Consider the following 17,372-nt stretch of genomic DNA (forward strand, 5'->3'; position numbering starts at 1 on the left):
CTCAAAACCGGCACCCACTACGACGAAACCACCGCCTGGGCCCACCGCACCCAACCCGCCGCCGCTTGACGCCCCAACGACATGGGATGTCTGACCCGCACCGGCAACGGGCCCCGCCGCGCGGCGGGGCCCGTTGCCGTCCCCGCCGCAGCGGGTCGCGGGTGGCCGCACCGGACGGACGGGGTGGCCACCCGCGACGGGATCAGCCGTGCAGCACCGGCTCGCCCGCGGTCCGCGGAGCCGCGACCGGCACCGGAACCACCACCACGGGGCAGCTCGCCTTGCGGACGCATTCCTCGCTCACCGAACCGAGGACGGTGTGCCGCAGCCGGCTGTGCCCGTGACTGCCCAGTACCAGCAGGTCCGCGGTCCGGGCGGCGGCGGTCAGCGCGTCGGCGGGCCGTCCCTCGACGACCTCGCCGGCGACCGGGTGACCGGGGCCCTGCCACGCGAGCAGGTCGGCCATCTCCCGCCGCAGCACGTCGTACGCGCGCTGGCGCTCGGCATCCGGATTGGTCGCGGCCGTCGGGCCGGTCTCGATGCCGTCCCACCGCCACGCCACCACGATCTGCACGGTGCCGCCCCGGGCCGCCGCCTCGCCGGCTGCCCACCGCAGCGCACGACGCCCACCCTCGGAGCCGTCGACGCCCACCACGATCAGTCGGTTGTTCTCCATCGTCTGCCTCCTTTCCTCCTGACCGCAGTGCACCTCCGCGCCGAGCGGCGCACCAGGCGCGAAGGGCCCGTGCCGTCGGGTCCTTCGGCGGGGGCCGAGTTCGGCGGAGCGCCACCGGCGGGTCGGGCGGCTCGCCTAGGCTCGGAGGCGACGTGGTCCGGCCTCGTGGGTACGCGACGGGTGGCCGTGCCTCGGGCCCGCCGCCCCGGGACGAGGCGTCACGGATGCGGAGGGCGCCGGTTGGACGAGGCGACGTTCACGGTGCCGCTGTGGGGCTGGGCGGCGGTCGGCGCGGTCATCGCCGTCATGCTCGCGGTCGACGTGCTGTCGCACCGGGACAACCACGTCATCGAGCTGCGCGAGGCGATCACCTGGTCGGCCGTGTGGATCACCGCCGGGCTGGTGTTCGGCGTGGTGGTCCTGCTCTGGCTGGGCGGTGAGCCGGCGGGCGCGTACTACTCCGGCTACCTGCTGGAGAAGGCCCTGTCGGTGGACAACGTCTTCGTGTTCGCGCTGCTCTTCCGCTACTTCCGGGTGCCGGAGGAGTTCCAGCACAAGGTGCTGTTCTGGGGCGTGGTCGGCGCACTCGCGTTCCGGCTGGTCTTCATCTTCGCCGGGGCGCACCTGCTGGACCGGCTCGCCTGGGCGGGGCTGGGCCTCGGGGCGTTCCTGATCTGGACCGGCTGGCGACTCGCGGTGCGCGGCGAGCCGGAGGTCGACCCCGGGCGCAACATCGCGGTCCGGCTGTTCCGCCGGTTGGTCCCCACCGACGCCCGGTACCACGGCGGTCGCTTCACCGCCCGGGTGGACGGCCGGCGGCACGCCACGCTGCTGCTGGTCGCGCTGGTCGCGATCGAGGGCACCGACGTGGTGTTCGCGGTCGACTCGGTGGCGGCGATCCTCGCCATCACCACCGACACGTTCCTGGTCTGGACGGCCACCGCGTTCGCCGTGCTCGGCCTGCGCAGCCTCTACTTCTGCCTGGCCGGCCTGCTGCGGCACTTCGGCTGCCTGCGCTACGGGCTCGCGGTGGTGCTCGCCTTCGCCGGGGTGAAGCTGATCCTCGCCGAGACGCCGGTGGGGAAGGTGCCGGTCTGGCTCACCCTGGCGGTGGTGGTGGTCGCGCTGTCCACGTCGATCCTGTGGAGCGTGGTGGACCTGCGACGGACCCGGCGGCGGGCCAGCCGGGTCAACCCGCCGGGTGGGTGACCGGCGCGGCGAGCTGGGCCGCCAGGACGGCGGGAGCCTCCGCCAGGGACGGCCCGTACCAGGTCAGGTGGCGCCCGGAGAGCAGGGCGCACGGCACGCCCGGAAACGCCTCCGGTCCGTCGGCCGCGGTGAACCGGTACGGCTCGTCGGGCAGCACCACCAGCTCCGGCGCCCGGTCGCGCAGCTCGGCCAGGGTCGGTCGGGGGTACCGCTCGGCGTGGCCCCCGTACAGGTTGGCGACGCCGAGCCGGCGCAGCACGTCCCCGGCGAACGTGTCGCTGCCCAGCACCACCCACGGCCGCCGCCACACCGGCACCACCGCGCGGTGTCGCGTCGTGTCGCCGGGCAGCGCCGCCCAGGCGCGGCGGGCGGCCGCCAGCCATGCCGGCTCGGCCGGCGCACCCAACTCGGCAAGCAGCCCGGACAGCTCGGCGAGCGCCTGGTCGACGGTGCGCGGGTAGGTGACCCGCACCGGTACGCCGGCCGCCGCCAGGGCGTCGGCGTCCTCGCGTCGGTTCTCCTCGATGTTGAGCAGCACCACGTCGGGCCGCAGAGCGCGAACCCGGTCCAGGTCGGGGTACTTGCTACCGCCGACCCGCGGCACGTCCAGCCCGGCCGGGTGGGTGCACCAGTCGGTCGCGCCGACGAGCGCCCCGGGCAGCGTCACCGCGACCGCCTCGGTCAACGACGGAACCAACGACACCACCCGCATCCGACCTCCTCGAAGGAAGGGCCCCTTCTTAACGCCTGGTGCACTGAAAGGGCCCCTTCTTAACATGGCATCCGCCGCGGACGCCGGACCACCGGGGCGCCGACGATGATCGACGTCCTAGACTCGGCCGGTCGCCGGCTGGGGCGACGGAACGGCGGACGGACACAGGGCGATGACGAGCAGCGGCGTGGACGGCGGCTGGCTGCGGGCGCTGCCCGCGGAGAGCGGGCCGGTGCTGGCCCGGGGCGGTCAGGTCGTGCACGGCCCCCGCCGGCTGAGCGACCTGGTGCACCGGCGGCCGCCGGGCGTCACCGGCCACCAGTGGACCACCTCCCTGCGGGAGACCTTCGACCTCGTCGTCTGCGCCGCCGACACCGGGTATCCGACGGTGGCGGTCGAGATCGGCCCGCCTCCGCCCGCGGGCTCGTCCGCCCAGCGCGTGGAGCGGATGAAGGACGCCGTCAGCGCCGCCGTCGGCCTGCCGGTGCTGCGGATCGGCTCGCCGACGCTGCGGGCCGCCGACCACGGCGCGGCGATCCTCGCGTACGTGATCGACGCCCGCGGTTACGCCGAGCGGTGGGCCGGGGAGCCGGGGGTGACCGGGTTCCGTGAGATCCTCGGGCGGCTTCCGGACGGGCGGACCGGCGCGGTCAACGACCTGGGCGCGCTGACCCGGACCGCGGCCGTGGAGGCGTACGTGTCGCGGCGGCTGGCGGACCCCATCGTGCGCGGGTTGCACGTGCAGTGGTCCGGCGGCCCGGCCGAGGGGTGGAGCTGGGTGGCGATCCGCCCCGACGCGCTCCTGGTGGAGCGGGTGACCGTGACGGAGCACCGCTTCGCCTCCGGCGTCGACCCGGCCCGGCTCGCCGAGGATCTCGCCACCCTGGCCGTCGGCGAGCGGTTGCGTGCCCAGGACGACGGCACACCGGCGCTTACCGCACCCGACCAGCTGCGTGCGGAGATCCGCGGGTTGGCCGCGCGCCGCGACGAGCTGGCCGGCGGGTTCGCGTTCGACCACCTCTGCGTCGACTGATCCGCGCCTCCCGGCCCGGCCGAGAAAATTTCTCCGCCCGCCGTTGAACCATCGTCCGCACCCTCCCGTACTCAAGCGGGAATGGACAGGATCTCCCCGACCGCGTCGCCAGGCGCGGAAGACGGTGCGGAAAGGGCATCGTCGTTCATCGACGTGCCGCCGGTTACGTCCCGATGGGTCGTGCCGTCTCAATTCCGTCGGTCCGCCGAGGTCTCGAATCAAATACCGGATCGCGAAGGAGAGCAATTCAATGCGCAGGTCCACACGGGCGCGCCGGTCATCCGGTAACGCGCGGAGCAAGCGGCTGGTGGCCGTGGTCGGCACGCTGGTGGTCTTCGGCGGTGTGGTCGCCGTGACCCAGATCTCGTCGGCCGGCGAACGGCGGAAGGAGCGAACCCGCCCGGCGGCCGCCGCCTGCGTGGAGCCCAGCCCCGGCGCGACCGCGCCGGCCGGGACCGGCACGACGACCCGCACCTGGCAGAACGGCCGTTGGGTACGCAACCACTGGGGCGACGGCCAGCAGTCGGTCGAGGAGTGCCAGGAGACCCGGGACGGCGAGGCCCCGGCGAACAACGGTGGGTCCGCGGTGGCCTGCCCGGACGTCGCCAGCCGGCTGCCGCAGATCCCCGAGCGGGCCCGCGCCGAGGTGGACCGGAACCTCGCCCAGCTGCAGAACCAGATCAACGAGGCCGACCGGCGGCTCGCCGCCGAGGGCAACCGCGGCGACGCCTTCGTCCGCAACGCCATCCTGAGGCCGCTGGCGGACAAGCGACGGGCGACGTTGCAGCGGATCACCATCGCCGTCGACCGGTTCGGTCCGCGGCCGCGCGGGTTGGCCGAACTCGCCGAGTGCCAGGTCGCCCCGACCGGTAACCCCAACGACGGCAACAACGGGGGGAACAACGGCGGTGACAATGGCGGTGACAACGACGGCGGAAACAACGGCGGTAACGCCCCGGGTGCCGGCTTGGGCGTGCTCGCGAACAATTGCGACGAGAGCCGCCTGCAGCCGCACGACGGTTTCCAGAACGGCAACCGCTGCGTCAGCACGTCCTTCGGTGAGGTGGGCGCCGCCGAGAACAACCCGTCCCTGCTGATCACCGACTTCCCGCAGGAGGTCGGCGCCAACCAGCCGTTCACCCTGCGGGTGAGCACCCGGAACCTGATCCGGGACCGCTTCCTCGCCGCCGGCCAGGGCGGGTACTACGTCGAGAGCTCGCTGCTCAACGAGGACGGGCTGACCCGTGGTCACTTCCACACGGCCTGCCGGATGCTGCAGAGCACCGACGAGGCGCCGGCGAACCCGGAGGCCGTGCCGGCGTTCTTCGTCGCCACCGAGGACAGCCAGGGTGGCCGCGACGCGGACGAGGTCGTCATCCAGGTCCCGGGCCTCCCGGAGGCGGGCCTCGCGCAGTGCGCGGTCTGGGCCGGTGACGGCTCGCACCGCATCCCGATGATGGAGCGGGCCAACCAGACCCCCGCGTTCGACGCGGTGCGGATCGAGGTCAACTGAGTGACGGGTGCGGGGCCGTCCGGGGTGTACGACCCGGGGCGGCCCCGCACCGTGCCGGCCTCAGGCCGCCACCGCGACCGCCGGAGGGGTCGGCGCGGCCGTGGCGGCCCGGAGCGCGGCGATCCGCCGGTTGCGGGAGCGGGCGGCGAAGAGGTTGGCGGCGGCCACCACCAGCGCCAGCCCGGACAGGCCCAGCCACAGCGCGTCGACCGATACGCGGTGCGCGACCTGACCGCCCAGGATGGGACCGGCGAACGTGGCGAAGGCGTGGCCGAGTGAGTAGACCCCCTGGTACCGACCGCGCTGCGCGGCGGGCGACAGGTCGGCGGTCAGCGCGGAGTTCGCCGGGGTCATGGCCATCTCACCGAGGGTCCAGACCAGCACGGTGAACGCGTAGAACCACACGCTGTCGGCGAGCGCGGTGAGGGCGAAGCCGGTGCCGATCACCAGGACGGCGACCGCGACGGTGCGGGACCGGTCGAAGCGGCCGACGAGCCGGGGCACGAAGAGCTGGCCGAGGACGATCATGAGGCCGTTGACCGCGATGATCGGCCCGTACGCCGTGGCCGGCAGCCCGTCGGCCTGCAGCGCGACCGGCAGCAGCACGCTCGCCTCGATGCAGAGCCAGGCGAGACCGGTCAGCGCCGTGAAGGTGAGGAAGACCCGGTCCCGCAGGACCGTACCCAGGCCGCCGGAATCGCCCCGCGCGGCCGGACCGGCGGCCGTGACCGCCGGTCGGGACTCGGGCACCGTGAGACCGATCAGGGCGGCGGTGCCGAGCAGCACGGTGGCGTTGATCACGAACAGCAGCACCGGGTCGACGCGGACCAGCAGTCCGGCGATGGTGGCGGCGACCGAGAAGCCGATGTTGATCGCCCAGTAGTTCAAGGTCAGCGCGCGCAGCCGGTCCCGCTCGCCGACCACGTCGATGATCGTCGCGGTGAAGGCGGGCCGGGCCACCCCCAGGCAGAGTCCGAGCAGCAGCGTCAGGGCCGCGATCGCCGCCGGATGCCCGCTCAGGCCGAGCGACAGCGCGATCGCGGCGGCCGCCACGTTGCCGCTCAGCATCGCCGGTCGCCGCCCCCAGCGGTCCGCCACGACGCCGCCCAGGACGCCGCCGGCCGCGCTGCCGGCGCCGTGCAACCCGATCACCATTCCGGCGTACGCGGGGCTGAAGTCCCGGACCGACACCAGGTACACACCCAGGTAGATGGCGACGAAGCTGCCCAGCCGGTTGATCAGCGTGGCGGTCCACAGGTGCCAGAAGGTGCGCGGCAGCCCACCCGCCGTCCGCGTCCACCACTTCCTCATCGGCCGCCCCCGTCCACCCGGAACCGTAATGACCACCAAGCTTGGCGCTCATTACAACCCAGGGGTACGACACGGCTGCGGTCGCCCTTCGGGGCGCGTGGCGCGGATCACGATCACGGCCGGGAATGGCAGGCCCCGCAAATGCCGGCGGGGCCACGCCGAATTCCGGCACGGCCCCGCGCAGGGCGTCGTTCAGCGGTTCTTGTACGCCTCGACGACCTCGACCGGGATCCGGCCGCGCTCGGAAATCTTGTAGCCGTTCTTCACGGCCCATTCCCGGATGGCGCGGTTCTGCTCCCGGTCCATTCCCGCGCCGGAACCGGCTCCCCGCCGCGGCGGCCGTGCCGTCTCCACGCCACCGCGGCCGATCCGCCGGCCGGCCGTGATGTACGGGTCCAGTGCCTTGCGCAGCACACCCGCGTTCTCGTCGGAGACGTCGATCGTGTACGCCACGCCGTCCAAGCCGAACTCGACGGTCCGATCGGCCTTTCCGCCGTCGAGGTCGTCGGTCAGAACCGTGATTACTTTTCTTGCCATCGCCGATTACTCCCTGTGTGGGGGCGGGGTGTGTTCAAAGTTTGACGTATCGCATGGCATAACCGCAACAAAACGCGTCGTACTCATTTAGGTTCGGCTCGGTAATCCTTCGCCGAAATCGGCGCACGGTCGGCCGGAAAGTGCCGCCGGTCAGTCCGCGAGCAGGCCGGCGTGCCCGGCGAGCGCGGCGGCCTCGGCCCGGCTCGAGACCCGGAGCCTGCGCAGCAGTGTGGCCGTCATCCGCTTGGCGGTGCGTTCGGAGACGTGCATCCCGAGGGCGATCTCGACGGTGCTGCGCCCGGCGGCCTGCTCGCCGCGCTGGCGCTGACCGCGCTGGCGATCCCGCTGGCCGTGAGGGTCGGCGGCGGCTCACCGCGGGAGTTGGTCGTACCGCGCCGGAGTGGTCTGGGTCACACCACGGAACAAGGGGAACGATTTGTTACTTGAGTTGAACACGCTCAACTCAACGTGATAGCAGGTGTTCGATGGCGAAACTTCCGGTCCTTCCCCTGACCGACGCCGTGCTGCTGCCCGGCATGGTGATCCCGGTGACCCTCGAGACGATCACCCAGGCCGCCGTCGACGCGGCCCGCGCCACCGGCGACCGGCGGCTGCTCGCCGTGCCCCGCATCGACGGCGAGTACGGACCGGTCGGCGTCGTCGCCACCATCGAGAAGGTCGGCCGGCTGCCCAGCGGCGAACCGGCCGCCGTCGTACGCGGCCTCACCCGCGCACGGATCGGCTCCGGCGTCCCCGGGCCCGGCGCGGCGCTCTGGGTGGAGGCGACCGAACTGACCGAACCCGCCCCCGCCGGCCGCGCCCGGGAACTCGCCCGCGAGTACCGGGCCCTGATGACGTCGGTGCTCCAGCAGCGCGGCGCCTGGCAGGTCATCGACGCGATCGAGCGGATGACCGACCTGTCCGAACTGGCCGACTCGGCCGGCTACGTGTCCTGGCTCAGCCTCACCCAGAAGACCGAACTGCTCGCCGCCCCGGACGTCACCACACGCCTCGAACTGCTGGTCGGCTGGGTGAAGGACCACCTCGCCGAGCAGGAGGTCGCCGAGCAGATCACCACCGACGTGCGCGAAGGGCTGGAGAAGTCCCAGCGCGAGTTCCTCCTGCGCCAGCAACTCGCCGCGATCCGCAAGGAACTCGGCGAGGACGAGCCCGATGGCTCGGCCGACTACCGGGCCCGCGTCGAGGCCGCCGACCTGCCGGAGAAGGTACGCGAGGCGGCGCTGCGCGAGGTCGGCAAGCTGGAACGGGCCAGCGACGCCTCCCCGGAGGCCGGCTGGATCCGTACCTGGCTCGACACCGTGCTCGAGATGCCGTGGAACACGCGTACCCAGGACAACACCGACCTGGCCGCGGCGCGCGCCGTGCTCGACGCCGACCACGCCGGCCTGGCCGACGTCAAGGACCGGATCCTGGAGTACCTCGCGGTGCGCAACCGGCGTGCCGAGCGCAACCTCGGTGTCGTCGGCGGGCGCGGCTCCGGCGCGGTGCTGGCCCTGGCCGGCCCGCCCGGTGTCGGCAAGACCAGCCTCGGTGAATCCGTCGCCCGGGCGCTCGGCCGCACCTTCGTGCGGGTCTCCCTCGGCGGCGTGCGCGACGAGGCGGAGATCCGCGGCCACCGGCGCACCTACGTCGGCGCCCTGCCCGGCCGGATCGTCCGCGCCCTGCGGGAGGCCGGCTCGATGAACCCGGTCGTGCTCCTCGACGAGGTGGACAAGCTGGCCGTCGGCTACTCCGGCGACCCCGCCGCCGCGCTGCTGGAGGTACTCGACCCGGCGCAGAACCACACCTTCCGCGACCACTACCTGGAAGTCGACCTCGACCTGTCCGACGTGCTGTTCCTGGCCACCGCCAACGTCGTGGAGGCCGTCCCCGGCCCGCTGCTGGACCGGATGGAGCTGGTGACGCTGGACGGCTACACCGAGGACGAGAAGGTCGCCATCGCCCGCGACCACCTGCTGCCCCGGCAGCGGGAGCGGGCCGGGCTGACCGTCGACGAGGTGACGATCACCGACGAGGCGCTGTCCCGCATCGCCGGGGAACACACCCGGGAGGCCGGCGTACGGCAGCTGGAACGCGCCCTGGCGAAGATCCTGCGCAAGGTCACCGTCGCACTCGCCACCGACCCCGCGCCGGTCCGCGTCGACACCGGCGACCTCGCCCGCTACCTGGGCCGGCCGAGGTTCACGCCGGAGTCGGCCGAGCGGACGGCGGTGCCCGGGGTGGCGACCGGCCTGGCCGTCACCGGCGCGGGCGGCGACGTGCTCTTCATCGAGGCCACCGACATGGCGGGCGAGCCGGGGCTCACCCTCACCGGCCAGCTCGGTGACGTCATGAAGGAGTCGGCGCACATCGCGCTGTCGTACCTGCGCTCGAACGGGCGCCGGCTCGGGCTGGACCCGAACGCACTCGCCGGACGGCGGATCCACCTGCACGTCCCGGCGGGCGCGGTGCCCAAGGACGGCCCGAGCGCCGGCATCACCATGGTGACCGCCCTGGCGTCGCTGGCCAGCGGCCGGTCGGTCCGGCCCGAGTTCGGGATGACCGGCGAGGTGACCCTCTCCGGACGGGTGCTGCCCATCGGTGGCGTCAAGCAGAAGCTGCTCGCCGCCCACCGGGCCGGCCTCACCGAGGTCATCATCCCGAAGCGCAACGAACCGGACCTGGACGACCTGCCCAGCGAGGTACGCGAGGCGCTGACCATCCACCCGCTCGCCGACGTCGCCGACGTGCTCGCCCTGGCGCTACGCCCGGCCGACGCCGACACGAAGGCGCTGGACGGTCCGGCACTCACCGCCGCCTGAGGTGTAAGGAAGGGCCCCTTGTTAACGCCTGGCGTTGTAGAAGGGGCCCTTCTTAACACGTGCCCTCGGTGATCGGTCCGGGTGCGTTTCCCGCACCTCGCTCCTGCCGGACGGTGTTAACAAGGGGCCCTTCCTCTACCGAAGGCGTTAAGAAGGGGCCCTTCCTTACCGCTCAGCGGCGCTGCCAGCCGCGGTCGCTGCGGTCGTCGTGGCGGCGGTCGCCGTCGGGGCGGCGGTCGCCGTCGGTGTCCCGGTCCCGGCGGACGGTCGCCTTGCGGCCCTTGATCGTGCTGCCGCGCAGCCCGGCGATGACCTCGTCGGCCAGCGCGACCGGCACCTCCACCAGTGAGAAGCGGTCGGCGATCTCGATCGAGCCGATGTCCCGCCCGCTCACCGCGGTCTCGCCGGTGATGGCGCCGACCAGGTCCTGCGGCCGGACGCCGGCGCGCCGGCCCAGCCCGATGAAGACCTGGGTGGTGCCGGCGGCCCGGGGACGTGCCGGACGGCGTTCGACCCGACCGTCGTACCCCGGCCGGCCCTCCCGGGACGGGCGGACCGCGACCTGCGGGATCTCCTCCTCCTCGTCCGTCGTGCCCGGCAGCGTCGCCTCGTGGGCCAGACTGACCGCGGCGAGCGCCACCTCCATCAGGTCGAACTCGTCGCTGAGTGACTCGACGATCGCCCGGAACGGCTCCAGGTCGTCCTCCAGCAGGCTCTCCCGCAGGGCCGCCTGCGTGAGTTCCAGCCGGCGCGTCCGCAGGTCCGCCACCGTCGGGATCTTGTCGATGGTGATCCGCTGGCCGGTGACCCGCTCGATGGTCTTGAGCATCCGGTGCTCGCGTGGCTCGGCGAGGGTGATCGCCACCCCCTCCCGGCCGGCGCGACCCACCCGGCCGATGCGGTGCACGTACGACTCGGGCGCCGATGGCACGTCGTAGTTGACAACGTGGCTGAGCTGCTCGACATCCAGTCCACGGGCGGCCACGTCCGTGGCCACCAGCAGGTCGGCGGTGCCCGCCCGCAGCCGGCCCATCACCCGGTCGCGCTGCTCCTGGCTCATCCCGCCGTGCAGCGCCTCGGCCCGGTAGCCCCGCCCGTTCATCGTCTCGGTGAGCCGGTCGACCTCCTCCCGACTGCGGCAGAAGACGATCGCCGCGGTCGGCGACTCCACGTCCAGCACCCGGCCCAGAGCCGCCGGCTTGTGTGCGCGCGCGACCAGGTACGCGCTCTGCCGTACCCGGGGCGCCGCACCGGCCACCGGCTGCTCGCGTGCGATGAGGATGCGCACCGGATCGGTCAGGTGCGCCCGGGCCATCCCGTCGATCCGGCTCGGCATCGTCGCCGAGAACAGCACGGTCTGCCGCTGCTCCGGAGCGTGCTCCAGGATCGCCTCGATGTCCTCGGCGAAACCCATGTCCAGCATCTCGTCGGCCTCGTCGAGCACGACGGTGGCGAGGTCGCCGAGACGAAGCGTGCCGCGGGCGATGTGATCCAGCGCACGGCCGGGGGTGGCCACCACCACGTCCACGCCGGCGTCCAGTGCGCGCAGCTGCCGACCGATCGGCTGGCCGCCGTAGATCGGCAGCACCCGGGCGCCGAGGTCCTTGCCGTACCGGTGGAACGCCTCGGACACCTGCACCGCCAGCTCCCGGGTGGGCACCAGCACCAGCGCCACCGGGTCCCCGCCGCGGCGGCCGTCGGGCATTCGCTGCAACAGCGGCAGCGCGAACGCGGCCGTCTTGCCGGTACCCGTGGCGGCCTGTCCCAGCAGGTCCCGGCCGGCCAGCAGGGGAGGGATCGCCTCCCGTTGGATCGGCGTGGGCTCCTCGTAGCCGAGCGCGGAGAGCGCGGCCAGCAACTCGTCGCGCAGGTCGAGGTCGGCGAAGGCGGACGCCTCGTCGCCGGCGGGCGGTTCAGTGGGTGGATCGGGCCGTACGGGTGCGGAACTCATGCGTCAAGCCTTTCATCACCGCCTCGGGTCCGCTCCGGCGACCGGCACAACACGCCGCGGCGGGCGGCCGCCACCCCGTACCGACGGTGTCGTCGTGGCGGGCCGCGGCCGACCCGGTCGTCACGGGCTGGTGACGATGAACAGGATCATCGTGGCGCCGAGGGCCGTGTCGAGGACGGCGCACCACTCGGCGTAGCCGCGCGGCACGACCTCGTCCCGCCAGTGGTGGAACGCGTCCCAGACGGCGTGGGCGAGCCAGCCGACGGCCACGATCCACCGGGCGGCGTCTCCGCCGACGACCAGCGCGGCCACGGCCAGCGCGGTCCAGCCGAGCAGGCCCGCCAACTGCACGGTGCGCACCCGGCGGTTGCCCAGCCGGCGCCGCCACGCCCCGACGAGAAGGTAGCTGGCCGCCAGGCCGAGAAGGGTCCACCAGGGAAGGACCGCCGGTGTGATCCAGTTGTCGAAGCTCATCAGCAGTGCGAGTCCGGTCGGCCAGCGGTGGGCCGCCAACCGCACCAGCGGGTGTGCGTCCGGGCCGGGCCGGGTGCCGCGGTGCTCGGCGTACTCGTCGCGGCGCCGCAGCACCGCCGCGGCCATCGCCGGCACCATCAGCAGGTGGCCGCCCACCATCAGGGCCCCGGCGCCGATCAGCCCGACGGCGTACGGCACGGCCAGCAGCAGCACCGGCGCGTACATGGCGGCGGCCATCTCGCCGATCGCCGGCGCGGAATGCCCCCGGTACCACATCCACACCGACATGCCGAGGCTCATGTCCGTGGCCATCAGCAGCGCGCCGGTGCCGGGCGCCGCCGGGCCCAGCCCGAGGGCACCGGCCAGCGCGCCGCGCGCCGGACCCAGCAGCAGCATCCCGACCACCATGGCCAGGACCATCTCCAGCAGGTGCCGGGCGAGCGGTGGAACGCGTCGGGCCGGCAGGTCGTCGTGGGTCGTCGCGGCGCAGGTCGCCGTCAGCTCTGTCATGCGACGAGCGTGCGGGGCGGGCGCGGCCGGGAACCAGGCGCGCACCGTCACCGGTCGACGGTGCGGAACGCACGGCCCGACCGTGCGAGCCGCGGCGTCCTGGTGTGTGGCGCCGCGCTCTACCCTTCAGAGCGTGGTGGAGGCGGCGGTGCCGGACGGCGGGCGGAGCCTGTCACGGGCCCGCACCGCGACAGTGGTCTCCCTCGCTTCCGGTATGGCCGCCACCCTGCTCCTGCCGGCGGTCGGGCTGTCCCGGGAAACCGACCCGTGGCGGGTGGTCTCCGGGGCGGCGGGGCTCGCCGCGTTCGCGGTCGTGCTGGCGGTGGCGCTGCGTACGGTGGTGACGCCCGCGCCGTCCGGCCGGTCGCGGCGGCGGCTGCGGCTTGCGTACGCCGCCGTGGCGGTGCTCGCGGTACCGCTGGTGGCACCGGTCGCCGTGGGCACCTGGCCCACCTGGGCCTGGCTGGGCGCGGCCGTCGTCGGCGGGGTGCCGTTGTTGGGTTCGTTCCGTCTGGTGCTGCCGGTGGTCGCCGCCGCGCTCGCCGTCGCCGGCGCGCTGGCCGCGTGGACCGGCACGTCGGTGACCCGGTCGCTGCTGGTCACCGGCACGGTCGGGCTGGGCGTCGCCGCGGTGAACGGCTTCCAGGTCTGGTTCTGGGAACTGCTCGTGCAGGCCGGCCAGGGGCGGGCGGCCCAGGCGCGGCTGGCGGCGGCGCAGGAGCGGCTGCGCTTCGCGGGCGACGTTCACGACCTGCTCGGGCACCATCTGACGGTCATCGCACTGAAGGCGGAGCTGGCGGCCCGCCTGGCACCCACCGACCCGCAGCGAGCCGGCCGGGAGGCGGGGGAGGCCCAGCGCCTGGCGGCCACCGCACTGGCCGAGCTGCGCCGGACCGTGCACGGCTACCGGAGGGTGGACCTCGTCGAGCAGCTCACGGCCGTGGGCGAGGTGCTCCGGTCGTCCGGAGTGAAGTGCACGCTCGTGCCGCCACCGGTGGAACTGCCGCCGGAGGCGGCGACGCAGCTCGCGGTCGTGCTTCGGGAGGCGGGCACCAACGTGCTGCGGCACAGCCGGGCCGGCTGGTGCCGCATCGAGATCCGGCGGGAGGAGGACGTGGTGCGGATGACCGTGACCAACGACGGGGTGACCGCCACGGCGGTGGCGGACCGGCACAGCCACGGCCTGACCGGCCTGGCCGACCGTCTCGCCGGTGCCGGCGGGCACCTGCGCACCCGCTGCGCCGACGGCGTCTTCACCCTCGAGGCGATCGTGCCGGTCGCCGCATGATCCGCGTGCTGCTCGCCGACGACGAGGAGCTGATCAGGTCGGCGCTCGCCGCCCTGCTCGACCTCGAGGACGACCTGGAGGTGGTCGCCCAGGCGGCCGACGGGGAGGCGGCGGTGACCGTCGCGCTCGCGCACCGGCCGGACGTGGCGGTCGTGGACCTGGCCATGCCCCGCCGGGACGGCTTCGAGGTCGCGGCCGAGCTGGCCCGGGCCCTGCCGGACTGCGCGGTGGTCATCCTCACCGGCCAGGGCCGCCCGCCGCACCTGGCCCGTGCGCTCGCCGCCGGCGCCCGGGGCTTCCTGCCCAAGGGCGCGCCGGGCGGCGCCCTCGCCGACGTGATCCGGCGGGTGCACGTCGGCGGCCGGTACGTCGACCCGGCGCTGGCCGCCGACGCGCTGCTCATCCCACCGTGCCCGCTCACCCCGCGGGAGCTGGAGATACTGCGTCTGGCCCAGGACGGGTCGTCGGCGGCGTCGATCGCCCGCCGCGCGCACCTGTCGACCGGGACGGTCCGCAACTATCTGGCGGCGGTGGTGCAGAAGCTCGGCGTGGCGGGCCGAGCCGATGCGGTCCGCGCGGCGCAGGAGAACGGCTGGCTTTGACCGTGCCGGGCGGCGGCAACCGCGGCGCGGAGCAGGCTCGCGCAGGTTGACGGCTCGACGACACAACCGGCGGCGGGGTGGGCCGCTAACCTGGCGGCGTGCGTACGGTGGAACTGCTCTGCTCGGCGGAGCTGGACGCCGCCGTGCGGGCGGCGTGGGACCGGCTCGCCGCGGCCGGCCTGCCGAGCCTGGCTTGCAACACCCATCCGTCCAACCGTCCACACCTGACCCTCGCGGCGGTCGACGAGTTCCCGCCCGGGGCGGTCGCCCGCCTCGCCGCGCTGCTGGACGCGGCCCTCCCGCTGCCGGCGCGGCTCGGCGACGTCACAGTGCTCGACGGCAGTGCGCCGCTGGTCTGGCTGGTGGAGCCCGGCGCCGGGCTGGTCGAGCTGCACCGGGCGGTCTGGCGGGTGCTCGCCGACGCGGACGGACGTAACCCATGGCACGAGCCGGGCCGCTGGACGCCGCACCTCAGCCTCGCGCTGCGCTTCCGGGACGCCGACCGGGCACTGGCGCGTGCCGTGGTGGGGGCCGCGCCCGCCGGGTCGTTCGGGGCGGCCCGAAGCTATGACAGCGCAGACCGGTCGGTGCTGTCCCTGTCCGGGTACGGCGGCTGACCTGTCTCTTCGCCTTGAGCGGCGGCCGCCGGGGCGGTGTGCCCCGGCGGCCGCCGGCAAAAGATGCAGGTCAGCGACGCGGCGGGGCCGGGATGTCGTGCCGCGTGAAGGTGGGATCCGCGGTGGCGGTGCGGTTGCTGCGGGCGGCCGATGCGTCCGCGGTCTCGTCAGCCGCGTAGAGCCGGATGGCGGAGTTGACGGTGCGGGTGACGAAGCCGATCTGCTGACCACCCGAGTTCTGCCACGTGAACGTCGTGGGGTCGGTGGGGTAGGTCTCGCCGGAGCTCACCGGTCCCCACGTCGTCCAGGTGGTCGATCCGGCGGCGGTCTGCCGGGACCGGTGGATGCTGCCGTCCGTGGCGCGTACGAAGACCCAGACACGGCCCGTGGTGGGGCTGAGCAGGGCGCTGGGGGAGCCGTCGGGTGTGATCGAGCCGTCCCCGATCGCCGTCCACGTGCCCGGCCAGGTGCCGTCGATGTTGCGTAGCTGCGTCTTGACCGTGCCGTCGGTGTTCCGCGCGAACACCATCACCCGGTAGCCCGGCAGGAGGGCGGTGGCGGGCGCGCCGGTGAACCCGGTGCCGCCCAGACCGACCCAGCCGGAGGTCAGGGCACCGGCCCGCCAGGTGGCGCTCCGGACCTCGCCCGTGCCGGTGGTCGCCAGGATCGTGGCGACGCCGTCGGCGTTCGCGACGACGACCGGGTTGCCGGCGAACCCGCTGCCGCCCAGCGACGTCCACGGCAGCAGATCACCGGTACTGCCGTCCTGTCGGCGCGACCACAGGCTGCCGTTCGCGTCGTAGGCGAAGACCGCGAGGCTGTTGTCGGAGAGCCGCACGACGGCCGGCTCGGACTTCATCGCACCGCCCAGCACCAGCCACGGGTTCCAGTCCGGCATGGCCGGCGTCTTCTGGGTGAGCGAGCGGACGTCGCTGGTCGTAGCCTCGTGCGCCAAGAGGTTGACCCGGTCCTGCGCGTCGGCGACCAGGGCCGGCTTGCCGGTGTACGCCTCGAAGCCCGGCGCCGACGACCACTGGATGAAGCCGAGCTCGTCGGGCTTCGCCCGGCCGTGCCGCAACCCTCCGTTGTTGTCGGTGTAGGCGAACTCCAGGGTGCCCAGCGCCGTGGTCGCTGCCGGTGCCTGCATCACCGCGACCGGAGCGTCCGCTTGCACCGGAGTCGACGGCCGTGGCGGACCGGCGTTGGCGCCCTGGCGGCAGGTGTCGGTGGTGGTGAAGACGTTCGGGAAGGCGCCCCAGCCGTTGCCGATCTGGTCGGCGACCAGGTCCCAGGTCTGGTTGTCCTCGCGGTAGCGGTACTGGAAGAGGTCCCCGTCGGCCTGGATGCCGAAGAGGGTGTCACCGCCGGCTGAGAAGAGGCCCTTGGCGAAGCCGGACCAGGAGGTCGAGCCGACCAGCCGGTCCCGGCTGATCCAGCGTTGGCTCACCGGGTCGTAGTGGTGCCGGAACAGGCGACCGTCCGTGTGTCGGGTGTAGAGGACCCCAGGGCCGGCCGCTACCAGCAGGTTGAACCGCTCCCAGCCGGTGTCGAGCACCCGGCCGCTGATCGCCCACGTCCGGGTCGACTCGTCGAAGCGGTACCAGCGCAGCTTGCCGTTGCCGTCGATGAGGTAGAAGTCACCGATCTCGTCGACAGTGATCTTGTCGCGGTAGGACGCTCCGGCGTAGCTCTGGAAGCTTGAACTGATGAGCCAGTCGATTTTCCCGTCGACCTGCTCCCAATTGGAGCCGGTCCAGCGAAAACGGGTGAGGCCATTCGATTTGATGCCGTAGACGCGTCCGTTGGGGCCACCGAGCAGGCGCCCGTAGCTCTGCCAGCCGCTGAAGCCGACGTTTGTGGCCGCGGAGAACGTTCCGCCGTCGCGACCAGGGGTGCTGTACGTACGACGGGCCAGCGTCCCGGCGGTGGTGGAGTTGAAGAAGACCGCTGGACCGGTGCAGGTGAACGAGTCGGTCGCCGCCTGCGCCGGCGCCGTGTGAACGGCGACGGTGACGCCGGTCGTGATGACCGTCAGAGCGACGGCCGAACTGAGGATCCGGCGTCGCGACGATCCTCCCGGAAATTGACTGATTGCGTGGCGAAATGCCATCCGAAAA

At 73.4% G+C, this 17,372-nt stretch carries 14 protein-coding genes and 1 pseudogene; 7 read left to right on the plus strand and 8 right to left on the minus strand.

Annotated features, from left to right (window positions below; all coding sequences use genetic code 11):
• Positions 1 to 202: 202 nt before the first annotated feature.
• Positions 203 to 676, minus strand: a complete 474-nt coding sequence (locus ABTW87_RS21235) for a universal stress protein (protein ID WP_350652616.1) — start codon at positions 674 to 676, stop codon at positions 203 to 205.
• 240 nt (positions 677 to 916) lie between these two features.
• Here ABTW87_RS21235 and ABTW87_RS21240 point away from each other — a divergent pair, with 240 nt between their 5' ends.
• Positions 917 to 1,885: a TerC family protein gene (locus ABTW87_RS21240; RefSeq protein WP_502891625.1), complete on the plus strand. Its 969-nt coding sequence runs from the start codon at positions 917 to 919 to the stop codon at positions 1,883 to 1,885.
• On the opposite strand, the gene ABTW87_RS21245 is transcribed toward ABTW87_RS21240, so the two are convergent.
• Positions 1,866 to 2,597, minus strand: coding sequence for a helical backbone metal receptor (locus tag ABTW87_RS21245; protein ID WP_350652618.1), 732 nt, complete (start codon positions 2,595 to 2,597; stop codon positions 1,866 to 1,868). The two genes, ABTW87_RS21240 and ABTW87_RS21245, sit on opposite strands and share 20 nt — an antisense overlap.
• Before the next feature lie 172 nt (positions 2,598 to 2,769).
• Between ABTW87_RS21245 and ABTW87_RS21250 the strand changes: the two genes are divergently transcribed.
• A complete protein-coding gene (locus tag ABTW87_RS21250) occupies positions 2,770 to 3,630 on the plus strand; it encodes a PDDEXK family nuclease (RefSeq protein ID WP_350652620.1) in 861 nt (286 codons plus the stop codon).
• Positions 3,631 to 3,880: 250 nt separating this feature from the next.
• Complete coding sequence (locus ABTW87_RS21255; protein ID WP_350652621.1) at positions 3,881 to 5,143, plus strand: hypothetical protein; 1,263 nt, start codon at positions 3,881 to 3,883, stop codon at positions 5,141 to 5,143.
• A 60-nt stretch (positions 5,144 to 5,203) separates the two neighbouring features.
• On the opposite strand, the gene ABTW87_RS21260 is transcribed toward ABTW87_RS21255, so the two are convergent.
• The 3 genes and pseudogenes from ABTW87_RS21260 to ABTW87_RS21270 form a co-directional block, all read right to left on the minus strand.
• Positions 5,204 to 6,454: an MFS transporter gene (locus ABTW87_RS21260; RefSeq protein ID WP_350652623.1), complete on the minus strand. Its 1,251-nt coding sequence runs from the start codon at positions 6,452 to 6,454 to the stop codon at positions 5,204 to 5,206.
• 192 nt (positions 6,455 to 6,646) lie between these two features.
• A complete protein-coding gene (locus ABTW87_RS21265) occupies positions 6,647 to 6,991 on the minus strand; it encodes a histone-like nucleoid-structuring protein Lsr2 (RefSeq protein WP_350652625.1) in 345 nt (114 codons plus the stop codon).
• Between the two features lie 150 nt (positions 6,992 to 7,141).
• Positions 7,142 to 7,285 (minus strand): annotated as a pseudogene (locus tag ABTW87_RS21270) (DNA-binding response regulator); the annotation flags it as partial.
• Positions 7,286 to 7,476: 191 nt separating this feature from the next.
• Here ABTW87_RS21270 and lon point away from each other — a divergent pair.
• Positions 7,477 to 9,813 carry an endopeptidase La gene (gene lon, locus ABTW87_RS21275; protein ID WP_350652626.1) on the plus strand — a complete coding sequence of 779 codons (2,337 nt, stop codon included), beginning with the start codon at positions 7,477 to 7,479 and terminating at the stop codon, positions 9,811 to 9,813.
• A 172-nt stretch (positions 9,814 to 9,985) separates the two neighbouring features.
• Here lon and ABTW87_RS21280 read toward each other — a convergent pair whose 3' ends face one another.
• On the minus strand, positions 9,986 to 11,764 hold the full coding sequence (locus ABTW87_RS21280) for a DEAD/DEAH box helicase (protein WP_350652628.1): 1,779 nt from the start codon (positions 11,762 to 11,764) through the stop codon (positions 9,986 to 9,988).
• Positions 11,765 to 11,884: 120 nt separating this feature from the next.
• On the minus strand, positions 11,885 to 12,748 hold the full coding sequence (locus ABTW87_RS21285; RefSeq protein WP_350652629.1) for a hypothetical protein: 864 nt from the start codon (positions 12,746 to 12,748) through the stop codon (positions 11,885 to 11,887).
• A gap of 133 nt (positions 12,749 to 12,881) precedes the next feature.
• Between ABTW87_RS21285 and ABTW87_RS21290 the strand changes: the two genes are divergently transcribed.
• The 3 genes from ABTW87_RS21290 to ABTW87_RS21300 all read left to right on the plus strand — a co-directional run bounded on the left by ABTW87_RS21290 (position 12,882) and on the right by ABTW87_RS21300 (position 15,255).
• On the plus strand, positions 12,882 to 14,036 hold the full coding sequence (locus ABTW87_RS21290) for a sensor histidine kinase (RefSeq protein ID WP_350652631.1): 1,155 nt from the start codon (positions 12,882 to 12,884) through the stop codon (positions 14,034 to 14,036).
• Complete coding sequence (locus ABTW87_RS21295; protein WP_350652633.1) at positions 14,033 to 14,638, plus strand: response regulator transcription factor; 606 nt, start codon at positions 14,033 to 14,035, stop codon at positions 14,636 to 14,638. The genes ABTW87_RS21290 and ABTW87_RS21295 overlap by 4 nt, the downstream gene beginning before the upstream one ends.
• Positions 14,639 to 14,736: 98 nt before the next feature.
• Positions 14,737 to 15,255 (plus strand): 2'-5' RNA ligase family protein, encoded by a 519-nt coding sequence (locus tag ABTW87_RS21300; protein WP_350652635.1) that lies wholly within the window; start codon positions 14,737 to 14,739, stop codon positions 15,253 to 15,255.
• Positions 15,256 to 15,325: 70 nt separating this feature from the next.
• Here the strand turns inward: ABTW87_RS21300 and ABTW87_RS21305 are convergent, their stop codons facing one another.
• Complete coding sequence (locus tag ABTW87_RS21305) at positions 15,326 to 17,365, minus strand: tachylectin-related carbohydrate-binding protein (RefSeq protein ID WP_350652637.1); 2,040 nt, start codon at positions 17,363 to 17,365, stop codon at positions 15,326 to 15,328.
• Between the last annotated feature and the right edge of the window lie 7 nt (positions 17,366 to 17,372).

The organism is Micromonospora sp. NPDC126480, from assembly GCF_040302465.1.
Classification (GTDB): Bacteria; Actinomycetota; Actinomycetes; order Mycobacteriales; family Micromonosporaceae; genus Micromonospora.